This is a genomic window from Azospirillum sp. (assembly GCF_050789165.1).
The window spans coordinates 1-15,554 of the sequence record NZ_JBOZRT010000034.1 but is presented as its reverse complement, the minus strand read 5'-3'; the positions used below and the strand labels follow the sequence as shown (position 1 = coordinate 15,554).

The following is a 15,554-nucleotide window of genomic DNA, read 5'->3' as shown; positions in this document are numbered from 1 at the left end:
TGGATCAGCCCTGTGCGCGCTTGAACGCGATGGCGGTGAGCGCGCGCAGGGCCTGATCGGCGAGCAGCCGGCGGTTGGCCTCGGCGAGCCACGTCTGCAGGCCCGGCGTCACCGGCGCATCGAGCCCGCGCAGCTTCCACACCGCGCTGTCCAGCAGCCCGTTGCGCAGGTCGCGGGCGATCGCGTCGGCCTTCTGGCCGAGCGTTTCGGCGCGGCTCGACCACGGCTGCGACCAGAACAGCACCGACGACGCCTTCGCGTACCACGTTGCGGTGGCCGCCCGCTCCGATTCGACGATGGCGGCAAGCAGCGGCTTCAGCGTCTGCTGCAGGCGCGGCAGGTTCGACACCCCCTCGCCCGCCACCGAGGCCAGGACCTCGACCGCGGCGCGCGTCTCCGCGTCGCCGTTCACCAGGGTCGCCAGGGTCTTCGCCTCGGCGTCGAAGGGCTCCGACATCTCCAGCGCCAGCCGAACGCGCGACACCAGCGCCAGCAGGATCGCGGCGCTGTTGCGGGACGCCAGGGCGGCGCTGCGCTGGTCCACCTCGCCGACCCGGCGGTCGGCGGCGGCGAGCCGCTCGTCGATCGCCGCCGTTTGCGTGGCGAGCGCGTCCGCGCCCTCCTTGCGGGCGGCGGCAAGACCCTGGTCGAGCCCGTCGGCGCGCTGCGCCAGCGCGGCGCCGGCCTGTTCGGCGGCGTCGAGGCGGGCGGTCAGTTCGGCCTTCAGATCGCTCTGCGCCTTGGCGGTGGCCGCCGCTGCCGCCGCGGTGTCGCCGAGGCGCGGCTCCAGCGTGTCGAGTCGCGCCCCCAGCGCGGCGAACCGGCCCTCCAGTTCCGCCAGCTTGCGCGCCTCGGGCGAGGGCCCGGCGTCGGGCAGCGGCTTGCCGAGCGCCGCGGTCAACGCCTTCAGCGTCGCCGGGTCGGCGGCCGGGCCGCCGGCCTGTCCCAGCGCCTGGGCCAGCGCGGCGACACGCTGGTCGAAGGCGGCGAGCTCGATCTGCACCGCGTCCCTGGGCTTCGGCGCCGCGGTGCCGGTCAGGATGCCGATCAGCTCGTGCTCGCCGAAGCGGGCGGTGAGCTGCTCCGCCAGATAGGGCCGAAGGCTCGGCCCGGCGATCGACGCTCCGGCCCCGGCCAGCGCCACCAGCGCCGCGAAGGTCGCCCAGCCACTGCCGCGGGCGCGCGGCGCATGCACGGGCGCCGCAGCCGGCGGATCGGAGAGGGGCGAGGGCGCGCGCAGCGGCGTTGCGCGCGTGGCGGATTCAGGGGAAGCCGACTCGACGGAAGAGGATCCGGCCTCGGTGGTGGTGGGCTTGTCGGCCTCGGGCACGGCATCGGTCTTCGGGTCGGTCATCGGCGGGTCTCCGGCGCAACGGGTGGGCGGTCCTATTTGCGGGGCAAGGCCGCTGCGAAATCAAGGGCAAAGGGAACGACACCGCACGCCGCGCGCGATTGACACACCATCGTCGGCAGCCAGTAACGGCTGGTAGGACCATTTGGGTGCGCCGCGACGAAATGGCGTATGACCTTCGCTCCGCGATCCGGGGAAAGGCTTGGGGCCGCCGACCCGCAACTTGCTGGCGTCATTGCTATAAGCCTTTCTTATCTACCCACTCTGGGGTACGTTAGAGGGATTATGGGAGCTAAGATTATCGCCATAGGAAACCTTAAAGGCGGGACCGGCAAGAGCACTCTTGCCGTCAATCTGGCGTGCGCGCTCGGCAGCGCGGCGAAGGCCAGGGCCGTCCTTGTGGATGCCGACTCCCAGGGCACCGCCATGGAATGGGCGGCGCGCGGGCGCCTGCCGGTCGCGGTCGAGGCCATGCCGTTCGAGCCTGAGGCCAACGGCGACGGGGCGTGGCTGAAGGCGCTCAACGGGCTGGCTGCCCAGAACGATTTCGTGGTGGTGGACCTGCCGCCGCACCTCGGCACCTCGATCGTCCTGGCGCTGGTCGCCGCGGACCTGTTCGTCGTGCCGGTGACGCCGAGCGGCGCCGACATCAAGGCCACCACCAAGGCCATCGACCTGCTGCGCCAAGCGCGCGGCGTGCGCGGCAACGGCAAGCCCGGCTGCCTGCTGGTGCCCTCGCGCGTCGACCGGCGCACCGCCGCCGGCAAGGAGATCGAAGCCGTCCTGCACGATTTCGGCGAGCCCGTGGCGCCCGCCGTCGGGCAGCGCTCGGCGCACGTGGACGCCTTCACCGCCGGCGAATGGATCGGCACCTACGCACCGCGCACCAGCGCGCACGACGAAATCCAGACCCTCACCGCCATCATCAGGAGGTCCAAAGCATGACCACCCGTAAGCGCCCCTCGCTTCGCGACAATATGCCCGAGGGTGCCCCCGAGGGCGGTGACGAGACCGCGCGGCAGCTGGAACAGGCCGCCGAGCTGGAGCAGGTGCGCCGGGCCGAAGCGGCGCCGGAGGCCTCCAAGGCGGCGCCGAAGTCCGCGTTCGAGGAGGCGCCCTCGCCGGTGGCGGCCCTGGCCCACGCCTACATGCACGGCTCGGCCGGCGCGCCGGCGAAGGCGTCGGGCCGCGGGCTGGGCGCGGTGGCGGCGGTCCTCGGCCTCTCGGCGGTGGGCCTCGCCGGCGTCGCGGGCGTGCTGGGGTACAAGGACTTCAAGGAGGGCCGCGCCGCCGTGGCGGCGGCTTCGGCCCCGGCCCCCACGGTGCTCGCTGCGGCGGCGCCCGCCACGCCGGCGCCGCCGGTGTCCGGCACGGCTCCGGCCGCCGCGCCGGCCAAGGGCGGGGCGGCGACGCCCGCGACCGCTCCGGTGACCGCCGCCCCGGCGCCCGCGCCCGCGCAGGCGGTCGAGGCGCAGGGCCGCACCGGCGCGCTGGAGAACCTCGGCTCCGTCTTCTCCGGCGGCCTGACCGAACGGGTCGGCGCGGTGGAGAAGCAGGTGGCGCAGATCTCCGGCAGCGCGCAGGTGGTCGGCATCCTGGCCGCCCGCCAGCTGCGCGGCGCGCTCGCCGATTCCGCGCCGTTCCAGAGCGAGCTGGCGCTGGCCCGGCTGGCCGGCGTCGCCACCGGCGACCTCGGTCCGGCGCTCGACCGCGTGGCGCCGCGCGCCGCCGAGGGCATTCCGACCCGCGGCGAGCTGAACGCCCGTTTCGCGGCGCTGGTCCCCGCCGCGCTGAACGCCGAGCTGGGCGCCGCCGGCGCCGGCAACGGCATCGGCGCCGTCGGTCAGACCATGTGGGGCTGGGTGACCGGCGTGGCCGGCGTGCTGCGCCTGACCTCCGCGCAGACGGGCGAGGAAGAGGAAGGCAAGTCGGCCGCCGCCCTGGCCCGCGCGGGCATCATGCTGGAGGCGAGCGACCTGTCCGGCGCCATCGAGCGCGTCGCCAGCCTGGAAGGCCCGGCCGCCCAGGCCGCCGCGCCGTGGCTGACCGACGCCCGCGCCCGCGCCGCCGCCGACCAGGCGTCGACTCTGCTGGCCAACCGCGTCACCGAACTGCTGGCCGCCGCCAAGCGCTGAGGCTCATCGGGCAACCTAAAAGGGGGAGGGTGGCATGGATTTCGGTTTGGTTTCGGTGCCGGTGCTGGCGCTGACGGCGCTGTTCGGCTACGCGGTGTTCTTCGATACCAGCGCGGTGGTGTTCCAGGACATCGAGGTGCCGCCCACGGTGCAGCAGCTCGGCTACTCGCCGAAGGTCATGGCGTCGCGCCTCGCCAACGAGGTGCGGGTGATCGACCAGAAGGCGCGGACGGTGAAGGACATCCGCGATTTCGCGCTGCCCGGCGACGAGTCGGCGGTGAACGCGCTGGGCGACTACTTCAAGTTCGGCGAGCCGATCAAGGCGACCCAGCAGCTGCTGGGGCTGGTCCATTACAACTTCACCGGCGACGTGGTGAAGCAGGGCGACGACCTCAAGCTGTCGATCCGCGGCTCCGCGCACGACCGGGAGCAGCCGTTCAACACCGCCGTCGTCGGCAAGGACCCCGAGAAGCTGGTGCACGAGGCGGCGATGGACATCGTCCGCTTCATCGACCCGTACATCGTCGCCTCCTACGCCTACGAGGCGGCGCGCGACGGCGACAAGAACTACACCGCGGCGCTGCGCGAGGTGCGCTATTGCCTCGTCAACATGCCGAGGAAGGAGCTGCACTGGGCCTACAACCTGCACGGCCTGATCCTTGTGCAGCAGGGCAAGCTGGACGAGGCGATGGAGCGTTACAACGCGGCGCTGGCGCTCAAGCCCGACTTCGTGCTGACGGTCTACAACATCGGCAATCTTCTGCTCGAGAAGAAGCAGTACGACCTGGCCATCGCCAAGTACAAGGAAACCCTGAAGATCGACGCCAAGCTGGTCCGCACCCCGCAGTCCTATACGCAGTGGGGCGTGGCGCTGGCGCGCCAGGGGCAGGTCGACGCGGCGATCCCGCTGTTCGAGAAGGCCATCGCCGTCAATCCGATGTACGCCGACGCCTACTACCGGTTGGGTATGGCCTACAAGGAGAAAGGAAAGATTAAGGACGCGCAGGAGATGATCCAGCGCGCGGTCGATCGGGCGCCGGACCGTAAGGACTACGCGGCCGATCTGGCGCCGATGCTGACCAACTGAGGCTCGCAACAGGGGCGGGACAATGAGGACGTCACTCCACTTCGCAACGGCGCTGACGCTGGCGACCGCGCTGACGGCGGCTTCGGCCGCCCACGCCCAGCCCCGGCTGCACGCCCAGGCTCCGACGATCGAGGAGCATTACGCCTCCCCCCTTATCCCGCCCAAGCTGCCGCCGCAGGCGGTGCCGCAGGAGGTGGCCGCGGCCTGGGGCTGCGTCCTTGCGGGCACCGCCGGCACCGTGGCGGCGCTGGGCGCCAACTCCGTCAACCTGCTGAACGTCGTGGCCGGCGGCCTGGTCAATCCGGCGAACCCGGCGGTGCTGTACCTGGGCCTGGCCGGCGTGGTGTTCACGTCGTTCTGCACGCTGGGCCAGCAGCTCACCCCGCTCTACGTCTACTATTTCCGCGGCGAGCCCGACACCGAGATCGACCTGGCCAAGGACGTCCGCCCGCGCATGGCGTCGGCCGCCCGGCCGCTGCCGGCCGAGGACGAGGAGCACGCCTACCCCTGGCAGGCGCCGCGCTGACGCCGGCTGTATGACCTTCTCGCGCATTGCTGCGCGATGTGCTGTCGGGTGTGAACAGAAGGCGCTTGATGGAAGCCATCAAGCGCCTTCTGTGTCAGCGCGCCTGCGGGGCGGTGATCGGGAAATCGAAGAACGTCTGCGGGAACGGCTCGTCGCGCAGCGTGAAGTGCCACCATTCCTCGGGCAGCGGCTTGAAGCCGTGCGTGCCCATCAGCTCGGCCAGCAGCGCGCGGTTGTGGCGCGCCACCACGCCCACCGCCGTGCTGTCGGGGTGCGAGGCCGGGTCGAAGCAGTCGTAGTCCGTGCCGAAGTCCAGCCCGTTGTCGCGGAACCGCTCGGTATAGCCGGCGCGGCAGTCCACCGGCGCGGTCTTCCCGGGCACGTAGGTCTCCGGCGCGCGGGCGTCGGCTGGGACCAGCGTCACGTCCACCGTGCTGCCGCGCGAGTGGCCGGACTTCTCCGCCACGTAGCCCAGCTTGAAGAAGTCCGCCTTGTCGACCGCCGGGTAGAAGGCGGTCTTCATCGTCTGGTCGGCGACGTCCTTGCTCCAGCGGATGAAGTGGTCCACGGCGCGCTGCGGGCGGTAGCAGTCGAACACCTTCACCACCAGCCCCGACGCCTGCGCCTCGCGCTGCACGCGCGCCAGCGCCTCGGCGGCCGGGCGGGTCAGGATGCATTCCGGCGCCTGATAGCCGTCGATCGGCCGGCCGATGAAGTTGTGCGGGCCGTAGTAGCGCATCTCCTGCACGATGGTCGGATCGACCGCGCGCAGATAGACGAAACCGTCGGGCAGCGGCTCGGCACGCGCCGAGCCGCTGAAACCGAGCACCGCCAGCAGCGCGGCGGCGATCCGTCGGGCGGACACGACAGGACCCTTACTTGGGGGCTTGGGTGGTGCCGATGAGGGCGCCGATGCCGGCGCCGACGAAGCCCAACAGCGGGCTGGTCGGCGGGCCGGCGGCGGCGGCCACCGCCATGCTCGGCACCAGGACCGGCACGATGAAGAAGCCCGCGGCCGCGCCCACCAGCGTGCCGGCGGCGACCGGCAGCAGCTTGGCGACGAACGGCGTCTCCGGCGGCGGCGGCGGGGCCGGCGGCGCGGCGGCGGCTTCGAAGGCCGGCGCCGCGACGGCCAGGGCGACCGCGGCGGCGGCGAGGGTACGGCTCAGGCGCGATGTCATCGTGGGGACCTCCGCACGGGGCGTGGCGTGAGCGCGCATCAGCGCGTGTACAGGTAGCCGGCGCCGCCGACCACAGCGCCGACCGCCGCGCCGGTGTTCCACAGCGCGCCGGTGGTGGTGATCGGGGTGATGCTGAGCGTGCCGGCGGCGAGGCCCGGCCACGCGACGGCGCCGATCACCGCGCCGGTGATGGTCCACAGCGACACCGGCAGGTAGGTGGCGATGGTGCCGGTGATGCTCGGCGGCGGCGCCTGCACCTGCCCCTTGATCGCCGGCGCCGACTGCGGTGCCGACTGGGCCAGGGCCGGAGCGGCGGACAGGGCCAGCGACGCGGCGGCGGCGATGGCGAGAGTGCGTGCCTTCATGGTGCGGTTTCCTTCCTGCCCGATTACGCGTTGGAACCGATGTACTTGAAGTCGATGGTCCGCGCGGCGTCGGTGCGCGGCACGCCCATGAACTTGGCCCAGCCCAGCTCGTGCATGTAGAACTTGGCGCTGTTGATGGTGATCTGCAGCACCTCCAGCGCGCCGGTCGCCACGTAGCTGCCGGTCCAGTAGTAGTCCACGAAGATGTGCGAGACCGACACGATGATGCGGTAGGAGAAGGCCTTCACCGCGGTGACCACCGACAGGTCGGGGGCGGTGCTGCTCGACCCCGTGCCGTTCTCCAGCAGGGCTTCCGACTGCGCCTCGAAGTCCTTCTGCGACATCTGGCCGGACTGGCGCAGCAGCTCCAGGCTCGCCAGGTGGCGGGCGATGGAATCGTCCTTCGCGGTCTTCAGCGACGGGTCCGGCATCGGGATGGTCACCGACGGGTCGGCGCGGCCCTTGAGGCTGGCGTCCACCGCGGCGGCGTAGCCGACCGCCCAGTTGCTCACCCCCTGCGCGAAGGCCGAGCGCTCGCGGCTCTCGTCCAGCTTCGCGGCCATCCAGCCCGACTCCTTCCAGCGCCCGGCGGCCTCGGTCGGCAGGCCGCGGGTCTCCGGCACGAAGTGGAAGCGGGCGTCGATCACGTCGGCGCGGTTGGCGGCGCGGAATCCGGCGGTCAGCAGCACGCCCGGCACCTTCCACCCCTGCTGCGCGGCGAAGGCGCGCGCCTGCGTCCACACCGGGTTGTCGTCCTTGTTCATCACCGTGTGGGTGACGAAGAAGCAGGAACCGTCCCAGCCGGCGCGGAAGCGCACGACGGCGAGCACCAGGTCGGGCCGCGCGCAGCTCGACGCCATGCCCCAGCCGTCGGTCGCGGCCAGCGCGTTGGAGTGCACCTCAAGGACGGCGTCGAGCCGCCCGTCCTTGTCGGCGCGGAACAGGATCAGCGAGCGCAGGTAGCCGTAGGCGCCCAGCGACGGGTCGTTCCAGCCGCTGTCGCCATCGGCGCCGACGACCCAGCGCCCCTCGGGCAGCGGCAGAGTCTTGTTGTCCACCTTCAGCACGCGCTCCACCGCGGTGCCGGGCTTCAGCACGCCCTGGGCGTGGGCGGGACCGGCCAGGGCGAAGCCCGCCAGCAGCAGGGACGCCAGCAGCGCGCCGACCTTGAACCCCGGAATTCTCGTCAGGCCAGCCATCAGAGTCGCGCCTCCGCGCCCACAAATTCGCCGATATAGGTGAAATCGACCAGACGCTCCGCATCGTGCGTGTTCAGCTTGGCGTAATAGTCGTCCCAGTACTGGTCGTTGAGCACGAACCAGACCGAGTCCGTCGCGTTCAGTGTCAGCGCGATGCCCCAGGAGATGTAGGGATTGGCCGTCACCAGATAGGCGATGCCGTAGTCGACGATGGTGCCGATGGAGCGGAACGAGATGTTCTTGCGCACCGAGTTCGACAGCACCGAGGTGTTCGGCTTGTACTCCGGCGCCTCGGTCTTGGCGCGTTCGGCCTGGGCGTCGTAGGTGGCCTTGTCGATGCGGCCCTCGCGGTGCAGGCGGGCCAGTTCGGCCAGCTTCAGGTCGGCGTAGGACGCCGGCTGGCTGGCGGCCTCCGGCAGCGGGCCGGGCGGCTCGGTGACGGTGTTGTGCAGCCCGCGCTCCATCCAGGCGCCGAAGCCCGAGGTCCAGGCGGCGGCGGCCTGCACCGCGCCCTGGCGCACCGGGTCGGTCTTCGTCGCCTCGGCCGACCAGTCCTCCAGCCGGGCCAGCGACGGCGCCGACGGCCCCAGCAGCAGCGCCGGGCTGATGTGGTAGCGGGCGTCGATCAGGTCGTGGCGGTCGCTGACGCGGAAGCCGGCGGTCAGCCAGGTGTCCGGCAGCGTCTGCTTGTTCTTGCGCAGGGTGGCGCGCGCCTGTTCCCACGCGGCCGGGCCGGGCGTGTCGAGGCCGAAGCGCGTCGGCCGCAGGAACTGGCAGGAGGTCTCCCAGCCCGTGCGGTAGCGGTTGATCAGCATCAGCTGGCCCTGTTCGGGCGCGCAGGCCTTGGTGCGGCCCCAGCCGTCGGCGCTGGGCAGCGCGTTGGCGTTGATCTCCAGCATGGCGACGACGCGGTCGTCGCGCGTCATGGTCAGCACCGCCGAGCGGATGGTGCCGAAGGCGCCGACCTCCGGCATGGAGAACTGCTGGGTACCCAGGCCGGCGACCGTCCATTTGCCGGCCGGCAGGGGGATCTGCTTCGCCCCCAGTTCGACGCTGCCGGAAACCGTGTCACCGACGTTCAGCGCCAGCGCCTGCGCGGGCGCCAGCAGCGCGCACGCCGCCACCGCCAGGGCACCCCCGGCCAGCGACCGGACGCGCCGTCCTACGATCTTCATCAAGCCACTCCCAAAGGGGCTAACGACGGCGGGTTCGAGGTACCCACTCTTGCGAAGGGAGCATAGCGGCATTGCGTCGCAGAGCCAACAAATTTGGGAGAAGATGATTGAGTGACTACCATCGAATGTTGCGTACCGGCACCGCTCAAGGTGCCTCCTTCGCCGCCGCGAAGAACGCCTCCATCAGGCTCACCCCCTCGGCGCCGAAGGTGGCGGCGATGTAGTCGGTCACCATGGGCTGGGCGGCGGCCTGGAAGGCGCGGCGCTGCCCGGCGGTCGGCACGTGCACCTGCATGCGCCGCTCCAGCGCCGGCAGGCCGCGGTCGGAGGCCTCGATCCGCCGGGCGGTCGCGCGCCCGGCTTCGATGGCGGCGCGGGCCGCGCGCTCGACCACCGTGCGCTCCTCGGCGCTCAGGCCGGCCAACACCGCCTTGCCGATCACCCAGACGTACGGCGCGTAGGAATGGTTGGTCAGCGTGACGTGGCGCTGCACCTCGTCGTAGCGCCGCGCCACGATCACCGGAACCGAGTTCATCTGGCCGTCGACGATTCCGGCGGCCAGCGCGGTGAACTCGTCGCGCGAGGACACCCGCACCGGCGTGCCGCCCAGCCCCCTGATCATGGTGTCGAGCACCGCGAAGCCGGGGATGGTGCGAATCTTCAGGCCTTTCAGGTCCTCCGGCCCGCGGATCGGCCGCGTCGCGTTGGTCAGCACGAAGAACCCGCCGGCGTCGCCGAAGCCCAGCACGTGCAGGGTGGTGCGCCGGCCGATCTCCTCGGCCAGACGGCGGCCGAACGGCCCGTCGAACACCGCGTAGGCGGCCTCCGGGCTGTCGATGACGAAGGGAATCTGGGCGACGGCGATCGGCGGGTAGACCGGCGCGACGCCGCCCACCGTGACGATGGCCGAGTGGATGACGCCCCTCTCGACCAGCCCGGCCATATCGCGGTTGCCGCCCAGCTGGCCGTCCGGGAAGATCTCCACCGCGAGCGTGCCGCCGGTCGCCGCTTCCACCGCGCGCTTGAAGGCGTCGGCCATGGCGGCGGCGGGGTCGTTGGCCGGGTCCTGGCGCTGGGCGTGCGCCAGGATGATCTGGCGCTCGGCCGCCGCGGCGGGCGCCGCCAGGACGCACAGGGCGAGGGCGGCGAGCAGCGGGCGCAGGACGCGGCGAAGGTCGGTCATGGCGGTCATTTCCGTTGGAAGCGGAAGGCGCCGTCCCAGTCGGACGGCGGCGGTTCGTCGACGCAGCGCCGGCAGCGGGCGAGCAGCAGCGTGCAGAGCGGGTCGCCCGGCCAGCGCGCCGCGAAGGCGGACAGGCGCTCCACCGCCCCGGCCCACTCCCGACCGTGGACCAGCGCGTACGCCGCCTCCCACTCCCGGCAGCGCGCGCGGTCGGCGTCGGACGCGGGGTGCGGGGCGCCGTCCTCCAGCGTGCCGAGCAGCTCGAACAGCGGCACCGGCGCCGACATGCCGTAGGGGACCACCAGGTCCACCGGCCGGTACAGGAAGCGCCCGCGCGTCGCCTCCTCCACGGCGCCGCTGACCAGCAGCTGGGTGCCGTAATGCTTGTTCAGGCTCTCGATGCGCGCCGCCAGGTTCACCGTGGCGCCGAGCGCGGTGTACTGCATGCGGTCGCGCGACCCGACGTTGCCGGCCACCGCCACGCCGGTGTGCAGCCCGAAGCGGGTGACGAAGGGCCGCGCGCCCGGCGCCAGCGCGGCGTTGAACGCGGCCCCGGCATCGCGCGCCGCCAGCATGCCCAGGCAGCCGGCGGCGACATGGTCGGGGTGCGCCGCCGGGGCGTTCCACAGCGCCATGACGGCGTCGCCCATGAACTTGTCGGTGGTGCCGCCGCTGGCGTGCACGGCGCGCGCCATGATCTCGAAGTACTGCGACAGCCGCTCCAGCAGCGCCTCGGGGTCCTGGCCCTCGGCGTGCGCGGCGAAGTTCTCCAGGTCGGTGAACATGACGGTCAGCGGGCGCCGCTCGCCGCCGACGTCGGTGCCGACGCCCGAGGCGACGATGCTCTGCACCAGCGCCTTGGGCACGTAGGCGCCGAAGCTGCGCAGCGCCGTCTTCATGGTCACCATGGCGGCGGCCAGCGAGTCCACCTCGGTGATGCGGGAGCGGATGGCCGGCGTCCCGTCCAGATCCAGGTGGCGGATGCGTTCGGTCTCGGCGATGAGCGCGTGGATCGGCCGGGTCAGCAGGCGCGACAGCCAGATGATGGCGAGCGTGGCCAGCCCGATGAACACCGCGCCGATCGTCAGGATCAGCGCGCTGGCCTGCCGCAGCGGCCCGACGAAGTCGGCCTCGGCGGCGACGGCGCCGATGGTCCAGTTGCGGCCGAAGCTCTCCGGGAACGGCGTGAAGGAGACGAGGTGCAGGGCGCCCTCCGCGCCCAGCGGCGCCTTGAAGCGCCCCCCGGCGCCGCCGTTGCGCAGGCGCACCGCGTCGGCCACCACGCGGTCGGCGACCTCCTCGCCCTTGACCACGCTGACGCCGTCGCCGGTCTGCTGCGCGATCAGCTCGGCCCGCGGGTGGCCGATCAGCCGGCCGTTCTCGTCGAGGATGAAGACCACGCCGGAGCGTCCGACCCGGCGGCTGGCCAGGAACTGCGCCAGGGCGTCGAGCGACAGGTCGGCGCCGACCACGCCCAGCCGCTCGCCGTCGTCGGTGACCAGCTGCTTGGACAGCGTCAGCCCCGGCTGCCCGGTGCCGGAGAAGATGTAGACGCCAGAGTTGACCACCCCGGCGCTGCGCGCCGCGGCGTCGTACCAGGGGCGCTGGCGCGGGTCGTAGCGGACCGGCCCGCGCTCCACCCCCACCACCTCGCCCCATTTGGCGAGGTAGACGTAGCTGTCCCGCGCCTCCCCCGACGAGGCGTCGAGCCGGCGGACGGCGAACCGCGCCGTCTCGGGCGGCGGCCGGCCGTGCGGACCGAACGCGCGAATGCCCGGCGGCAGCCGCGCCGCCTGGAAGAACGCCCCGTCACGCGCGGCGCCGACGTAGATGCTGTAGAGCGCCGGCACCTGATCCAGGATCTCGACCAGCGGGCGCATGGCCTGGGGCTGGCGCAGGTCCTCGCCCTGGGCCTTGCCGTAGGCGACCGTCATATCGACGGCGCGGGCGATCGGGTCGAGCAGCGCCTGGACGGCGGCGACCACGTCCTCGGTCGCGCGGTCCATGGCGCTTTCCGCCATGTCGAAGGCGAGCTGCGAGTTCTGCCGGTACAGGATGCCCACCATGCCGGCGGTCAGCGGCAGCATGACCGCCAGGAACACCACGGCGATGCCGACGCGCAGCCTCATGCTTGGGATGGGGGCTTCGGCACGTGGGGACTCCGGCGTCGGAATGGATGAAAAAGAACAATCGGGCGGATGTTCCGATGAAGACCGTGAAATCAGGATGTCATGAATGAAATTCTTTTCTGGTGCGGTCCAATATTGGCGTTATCTTCTATCGTGATCGGTGTTTCTCTGTCCAACGGCGCATGGCGCCTGCGGCGGGCTGTCGCAGGAACCCGACGGGGTGGATGGCGACCGCACGCTGCGCGCCACGAGGTCTTCGACCACGATCCCTGCGGCATTCCGCCGCCCAAGTGTGCGATAACCTCGCTTGCGGGTGGGCCACGGCCGTCCGCGCAACACCGTCCGGAGACGCCCGACCCCATGCCCGCCGCGCCCCGCCTGCACGCCTCCGCCTGTCCGCACGACTGTCCCTCCACCTGCGCGCTGGAGGTCGAGGTGCTGGACGAGGCCCGCATCGGGCGGGTGCGCGGGGCGGCCGGCAACAGCTACACGGCCGGCGTGATCTGCGCCAAGGTCGCGCGCTACGCCGAGCGCATCCACCACCCCGACCGGCTGACCACGCCGCTGCGCCGCACCGGGCCGAAGGGCTCGGGCCAGTTCGCGCCGATCGCGTGGGACGACGCGCTGGACATCGTCGCCGAGCGCTTCCTGGAGGCCGAGCGGCGCCACGGGGCGGAGACGGTGTGGCCGTACTATTACGCCGGCACCATGGGCCTCGTGCAGCGCGACGGCATCAACCGGCTGCGCCACGTGAAGCGCTATTCCGGCTTTCACGGCACCATCTGCACCACGCCGGCCTGGACCGGCTGGCTGGCCGGCGCCGGGCGGCTGTCCGGCGCCGATCCGCGCGAGATGGCGGTCTCCGACCTCGTGGTGATCTGGGGCACCAACCCGGTGTCCACCCAGGTCAACGTGATGACGCACGCGGTGCGCGCCCGCAAGGAGCGCGGGGCGAAGATCGCCGTGGTCGACGTCTACCGCACGCCGACCATGGAACAGGCCGACATCCCGCTGCTGATCCGGCCGGGCACCGACGGTGCGCTGGCCTGCGCGGTGATGCACGTGCTGTTCCGGGACGGGCTGGCCGACCGCGCCTACCTCGCCGCGCACGCCGACGATCCGGCGGGGCTGGAGGCGCACCTGGCCGACCGCACGCCGGAGTGGGCGGAGGCGATCACCGGCTTGGCCGCCGTGGAGATCGAAGCGTTCGCCCGGCTGGTCGGAACCACCCCGCGCAGCTTCTTCCGCCTCGGCTACGGCTTCACCCGCTCGCGCAACGGGGCGGTGAACATGCACGCGGCGCTGTGCATCCCGGCGGTCAGCGGGGCGTGGCGGCACGAGGGCGGCGGCGCCTTCCACACCAACGGCGCCATCTACCACTGGGACAAGACGCTGATCGAGGGCCTGGACCGCCGCGACCCGGCGGTGCGCACGCTCGACCAGTCGCGCATCGGCGCGGTGCTGGAGGGCGACGCCGACGCGCTGGGCGGCGGGCCGCCGGTCACGGCGCTGCTGGTGCAGAACACCAACCCGGTGACCATCGCCCCCGACCAGACGCGCGTGCGCCGCGGCTTCGCCCGCGACGACCTGTTCGTCTGCGTGCACGAGCAGTTCCTGACCGAGACCGCGCGCATGGCCGACATCGTGCTGCCGGCCACCATGTTCCTGGAGCACGACGACCTCTACCAGGCCGGCGGCAACCAGCACATCCTGTTCGGCCCGAAGATCGTCGAGGCGCCGGGCGCGTGCCGCCCCAACCACGCGGTGGTGCGCGCTCTGGCCGCGCGGCTGGGCGCCGACGACCACCCCGGCTTCCACCTGACCGAGCGGGAGATCATCGACGAGACGCTGCGCCGCTCCGGCTGGGGCTCGCTGGCGGAGCTGGAGGCGGCGCGCTTCCGCGACGTGCAGCCGGACTTCCGCACCGCGCACTTCCTCGACGGCTTCGCGTGGCCGGACGGACGGTTCCGCCTGAAGCCGGACTGGCCGTCGGCGGCGATGCCGGCCTTCCCCGACCATTGGACGGTGACCGAGGAGGCGGACGCGGAGCATCCCTTCCGTCTGGTCACGGCGCCGGCGCGCAATTTCCTGAACAGCAGCTTCACCGAGACGCCGGGCTCGCGCGGCCGCGAGGGGCGGCCGTCGTTGCTGCTGCACCCCGACGACGCGGCCGGGCTCGGCGTGGCGGAGGGCGACCGGGTGGAGGTGGCCAACCCGCGCGGCGCGGTGATCCTGCACGCCCGCCTGTTCGACGGCGTGCGGCGCGGCGTGGTGATCGCCGAGTCCATCTGGCCGAACGGCGCGCACGAGGGCGGACGCGGGATCAACAGCCTGACGGGCGCCGACCCGGTGCCGCCGAACGGCGGCGCCGCGGTGCACGACACCCGGATCCGGATCCGCCGGCTGGGCGCCTAGGCGCGCGCCGCCAGCCCCGCACCGGGAACCGGACCCCGTTGTTCCTCCCGCATCCGTTCGGCCTTGGCGGTTACCCCATCGCCCGGTAGATCTCGGCCAACCCGGAGTCCACCTCCGGTTCGAGCATCATGCCGATGCCGGCCAGGAGCCCCATTTCCTCCTTCTGCACGTGGAAGATCTGCCGCTCCGCCAGCTCCATGCCGAGCGCGTGGACGTCCGTCCATTGCTCGCGGGTGAAGGATCCCGTCTTCAGCGCCTCCGCGATCAGGCGCACGACGTCGTCCGCCAGCGGGGCGATGGCGTCGTGTTCGGATTTGAGGGTCAGGATCATGGCCTGCTCGCCCGTCTCCGCCAGGAGCGGAAACAGGTGATCCTCCTCGAAGGCGAAGTGGGTGGCGGTCTCCTGCGCCAGCACCCCCTTGGCGGCGACCAGGACCGCGCGGACCTTGGGATCGTTCGGATCCGCGGGCTTGGAGGGGCCTTGGCGGCCGAGCAGCGCCTCCAGGCCCTGCACCGCAACCAGGCAGCGCTCGTGATCTTCGTGCAGCAGATGGCCGATCTGTGTGGTGTGCTCGTACATGGGATGCTCCTGAAGCTTCACGGACCGGCGTGCCGGCCGGCGCCGTTAGCGATTTTGGCGACGGTCATACGGCGAACTCCCGGTCCAACTGGTCGATGGTGGCGACCGGCTTTCCGGCCGGGGCGAAGGGGCGGCGGTTGCCGGCCAGGAAGATGCCGAGGCCGAAGCCGTCGTCCTCCAGCGCCGCGCGCATCGCCAGCGCCGGGTCCGCCGTCGGCTCGCGCCCGT

14 protein-coding genes are annotated in these 15,554 nt (G+C 72.1%); 5 read left to right on the top strand and 9 right to left on the bottom strand.

Features of this window, described 5'->3' with window-relative positions; translation table 11 throughout:
- Positions 1–4 precede the first annotated feature (4 nt).
- Positions 5–1,354, bottom strand: a complete 1,350-nt coding sequence (locus ACRWK7_RS07490; RefSeq protein WP_431855581.1) for a hypothetical protein — start codon at positions 1,352–1,354, stop codon at positions 5–7.
- 282 nt (positions 1,355–1,636) lie between these two features.
- Here ACRWK7_RS07490 and ACRWK7_RS07485 point away from each other — a divergent pair, with 282 nt between their 5' ends.
- From ACRWK7_RS07485 to ACRWK7_RS07470, 4 genes are read left to right on the top strand one after another with little or no spacing between them, the layout of a single operon-like run.
- A complete protein-coding gene (locus ACRWK7_RS07485) occupies positions 1,637–2,296 on the top strand; it encodes an AAA family ATPase (protein ID WP_431855580.1) in 660 nt (219 codons plus the stop codon).
- Positions 2,293–3,486: a mitofilin family membrane protein gene (locus tag ACRWK7_RS07480; RefSeq protein WP_431855579.1), complete on the top strand. Its 1,194-nt coding sequence runs from the start codon at positions 2,293–2,295 to the stop codon at positions 3,484–3,486. The genes ACRWK7_RS07485 and ACRWK7_RS07480 overlap by 4 nt, the downstream gene beginning before the upstream one ends.
- Before the next feature lie 34 nt (positions 3,487–3,520).
- Positions 3,521–4,573, top strand: a complete 1,053-nt coding sequence (locus tag ACRWK7_RS07475) for a tetratricopeptide repeat protein (RefSeq protein WP_431855578.1) — start codon at positions 3,521–3,523, stop codon at positions 4,571–4,573.
- Positions 4,574–4,595: 22 nt separating this feature from the next.
- Positions 4,596–5,099: a hypothetical protein gene (locus ACRWK7_RS07470; protein ID WP_431855577.1), complete on the top strand. Its 504-nt coding sequence runs from the start codon at positions 4,596–4,598 to the stop codon at positions 5,097–5,099.
- 94 nt (positions 5,100–5,193) lie between these two features.
- Here ACRWK7_RS07470 and ACRWK7_RS07465 read toward each other — a convergent pair whose 3' ends face one another.
- The 7 genes from ACRWK7_RS07465 to ACRWK7_RS07435 all read right to left on the bottom strand — a co-directional run bounded on the left by ACRWK7_RS07465 (position 5,194) and on the right by ACRWK7_RS07435 (position 12,331).
- Entirely contained in the window at positions 5,194–5,964 is a 771-nt protein-coding gene (locus tag ACRWK7_RS07465) for a M15 family metallopeptidase (RefSeq protein ID WP_431855576.1), read from the bottom strand.
- A gap of 10 nt (positions 5,965–5,974) precedes the next feature.
- The gene (locus ACRWK7_RS07460) at positions 5,975–6,280 is read right to left on the bottom strand and encodes a hypothetical protein (RefSeq protein ID WP_431855575.1); all 306 of its coding nucleotides are present in this window, start codon (positions 6,278–6,280) and stop codon (positions 5,975–5,977) included.
- Positions 6,281–6,318: 38 nt separating this feature from the next.
- On the bottom strand, positions 6,319–6,645 hold the full coding sequence (locus tag ACRWK7_RS07455; protein ID WP_431855574.1) for a hypothetical protein: 327 nt from the start codon (positions 6,643–6,645) through the stop codon (positions 6,319–6,321).
- 23 nt (positions 6,646–6,668) lie between these two features.
- Positions 6,669–7,844, bottom strand: a complete 1,176-nt coding sequence (locus tag ACRWK7_RS07450) for a DUF2061 domain-containing protein (RefSeq protein ID WP_431855573.1) — start codon at positions 7,842–7,844, stop codon at positions 6,669–6,671.
- On the bottom strand, positions 7,844–9,019 hold the full coding sequence (locus ACRWK7_RS07445; RefSeq protein ID WP_431855572.1) for a DUF2061 domain-containing protein: 1,176 nt from the start codon (positions 9,017–9,019) through the stop codon (positions 7,844–7,846). The genes ACRWK7_RS07450 and ACRWK7_RS07445 overlap by 1 nt, the downstream gene beginning before the upstream one ends.
- Before the next feature lie 145 nt (positions 9,020–9,164).
- Positions 9,165–10,202 (bottom strand): TRAP transporter substrate-binding protein DctP, encoded by a 1,038-nt coding sequence (dctP, locus tag ACRWK7_RS07440; RefSeq protein WP_431855571.1) that lies wholly within the window; start codon positions 10,200–10,202, stop codon positions 9,165–9,167.
- 5 nt (positions 10,203–10,207) lie between these two features.
- Complete coding sequence (locus tag ACRWK7_RS07435; protein WP_431855570.1) at positions 10,208–12,331, bottom strand: cache domain-containing protein; 2,124 nt, start codon at positions 12,329–12,331, stop codon at positions 10,208–10,210.
- 360 nt (positions 12,332–12,691) lie between these two features.
- Between ACRWK7_RS07435 and ACRWK7_RS07430 the strand changes: the two genes are divergently transcribed.
- The gene (locus ACRWK7_RS07430) at positions 12,692–14,746 is read left to right on the top strand and encodes a molybdopterin-containing oxidoreductase family protein (protein ID WP_431855569.1); all 2,055 of its coding nucleotides are present in this window, start codon (positions 12,692–12,694) and stop codon (positions 14,744–14,746) included.
- 70 nt (positions 14,747–14,816) lie between these two features.
- On the opposite strand, the gene ACRWK7_RS07425 is transcribed toward ACRWK7_RS07430, so the two are convergent.
- Positions 14,817–15,326, bottom strand: coding sequence for a hemerythrin domain-containing protein (locus ACRWK7_RS07425; RefSeq protein ID WP_431855568.1), 510 nt, complete (start codon positions 15,324–15,326; stop codon positions 14,817–14,819).
- Positions 15,327–15,554: the final 228 nt, after the last annotated feature.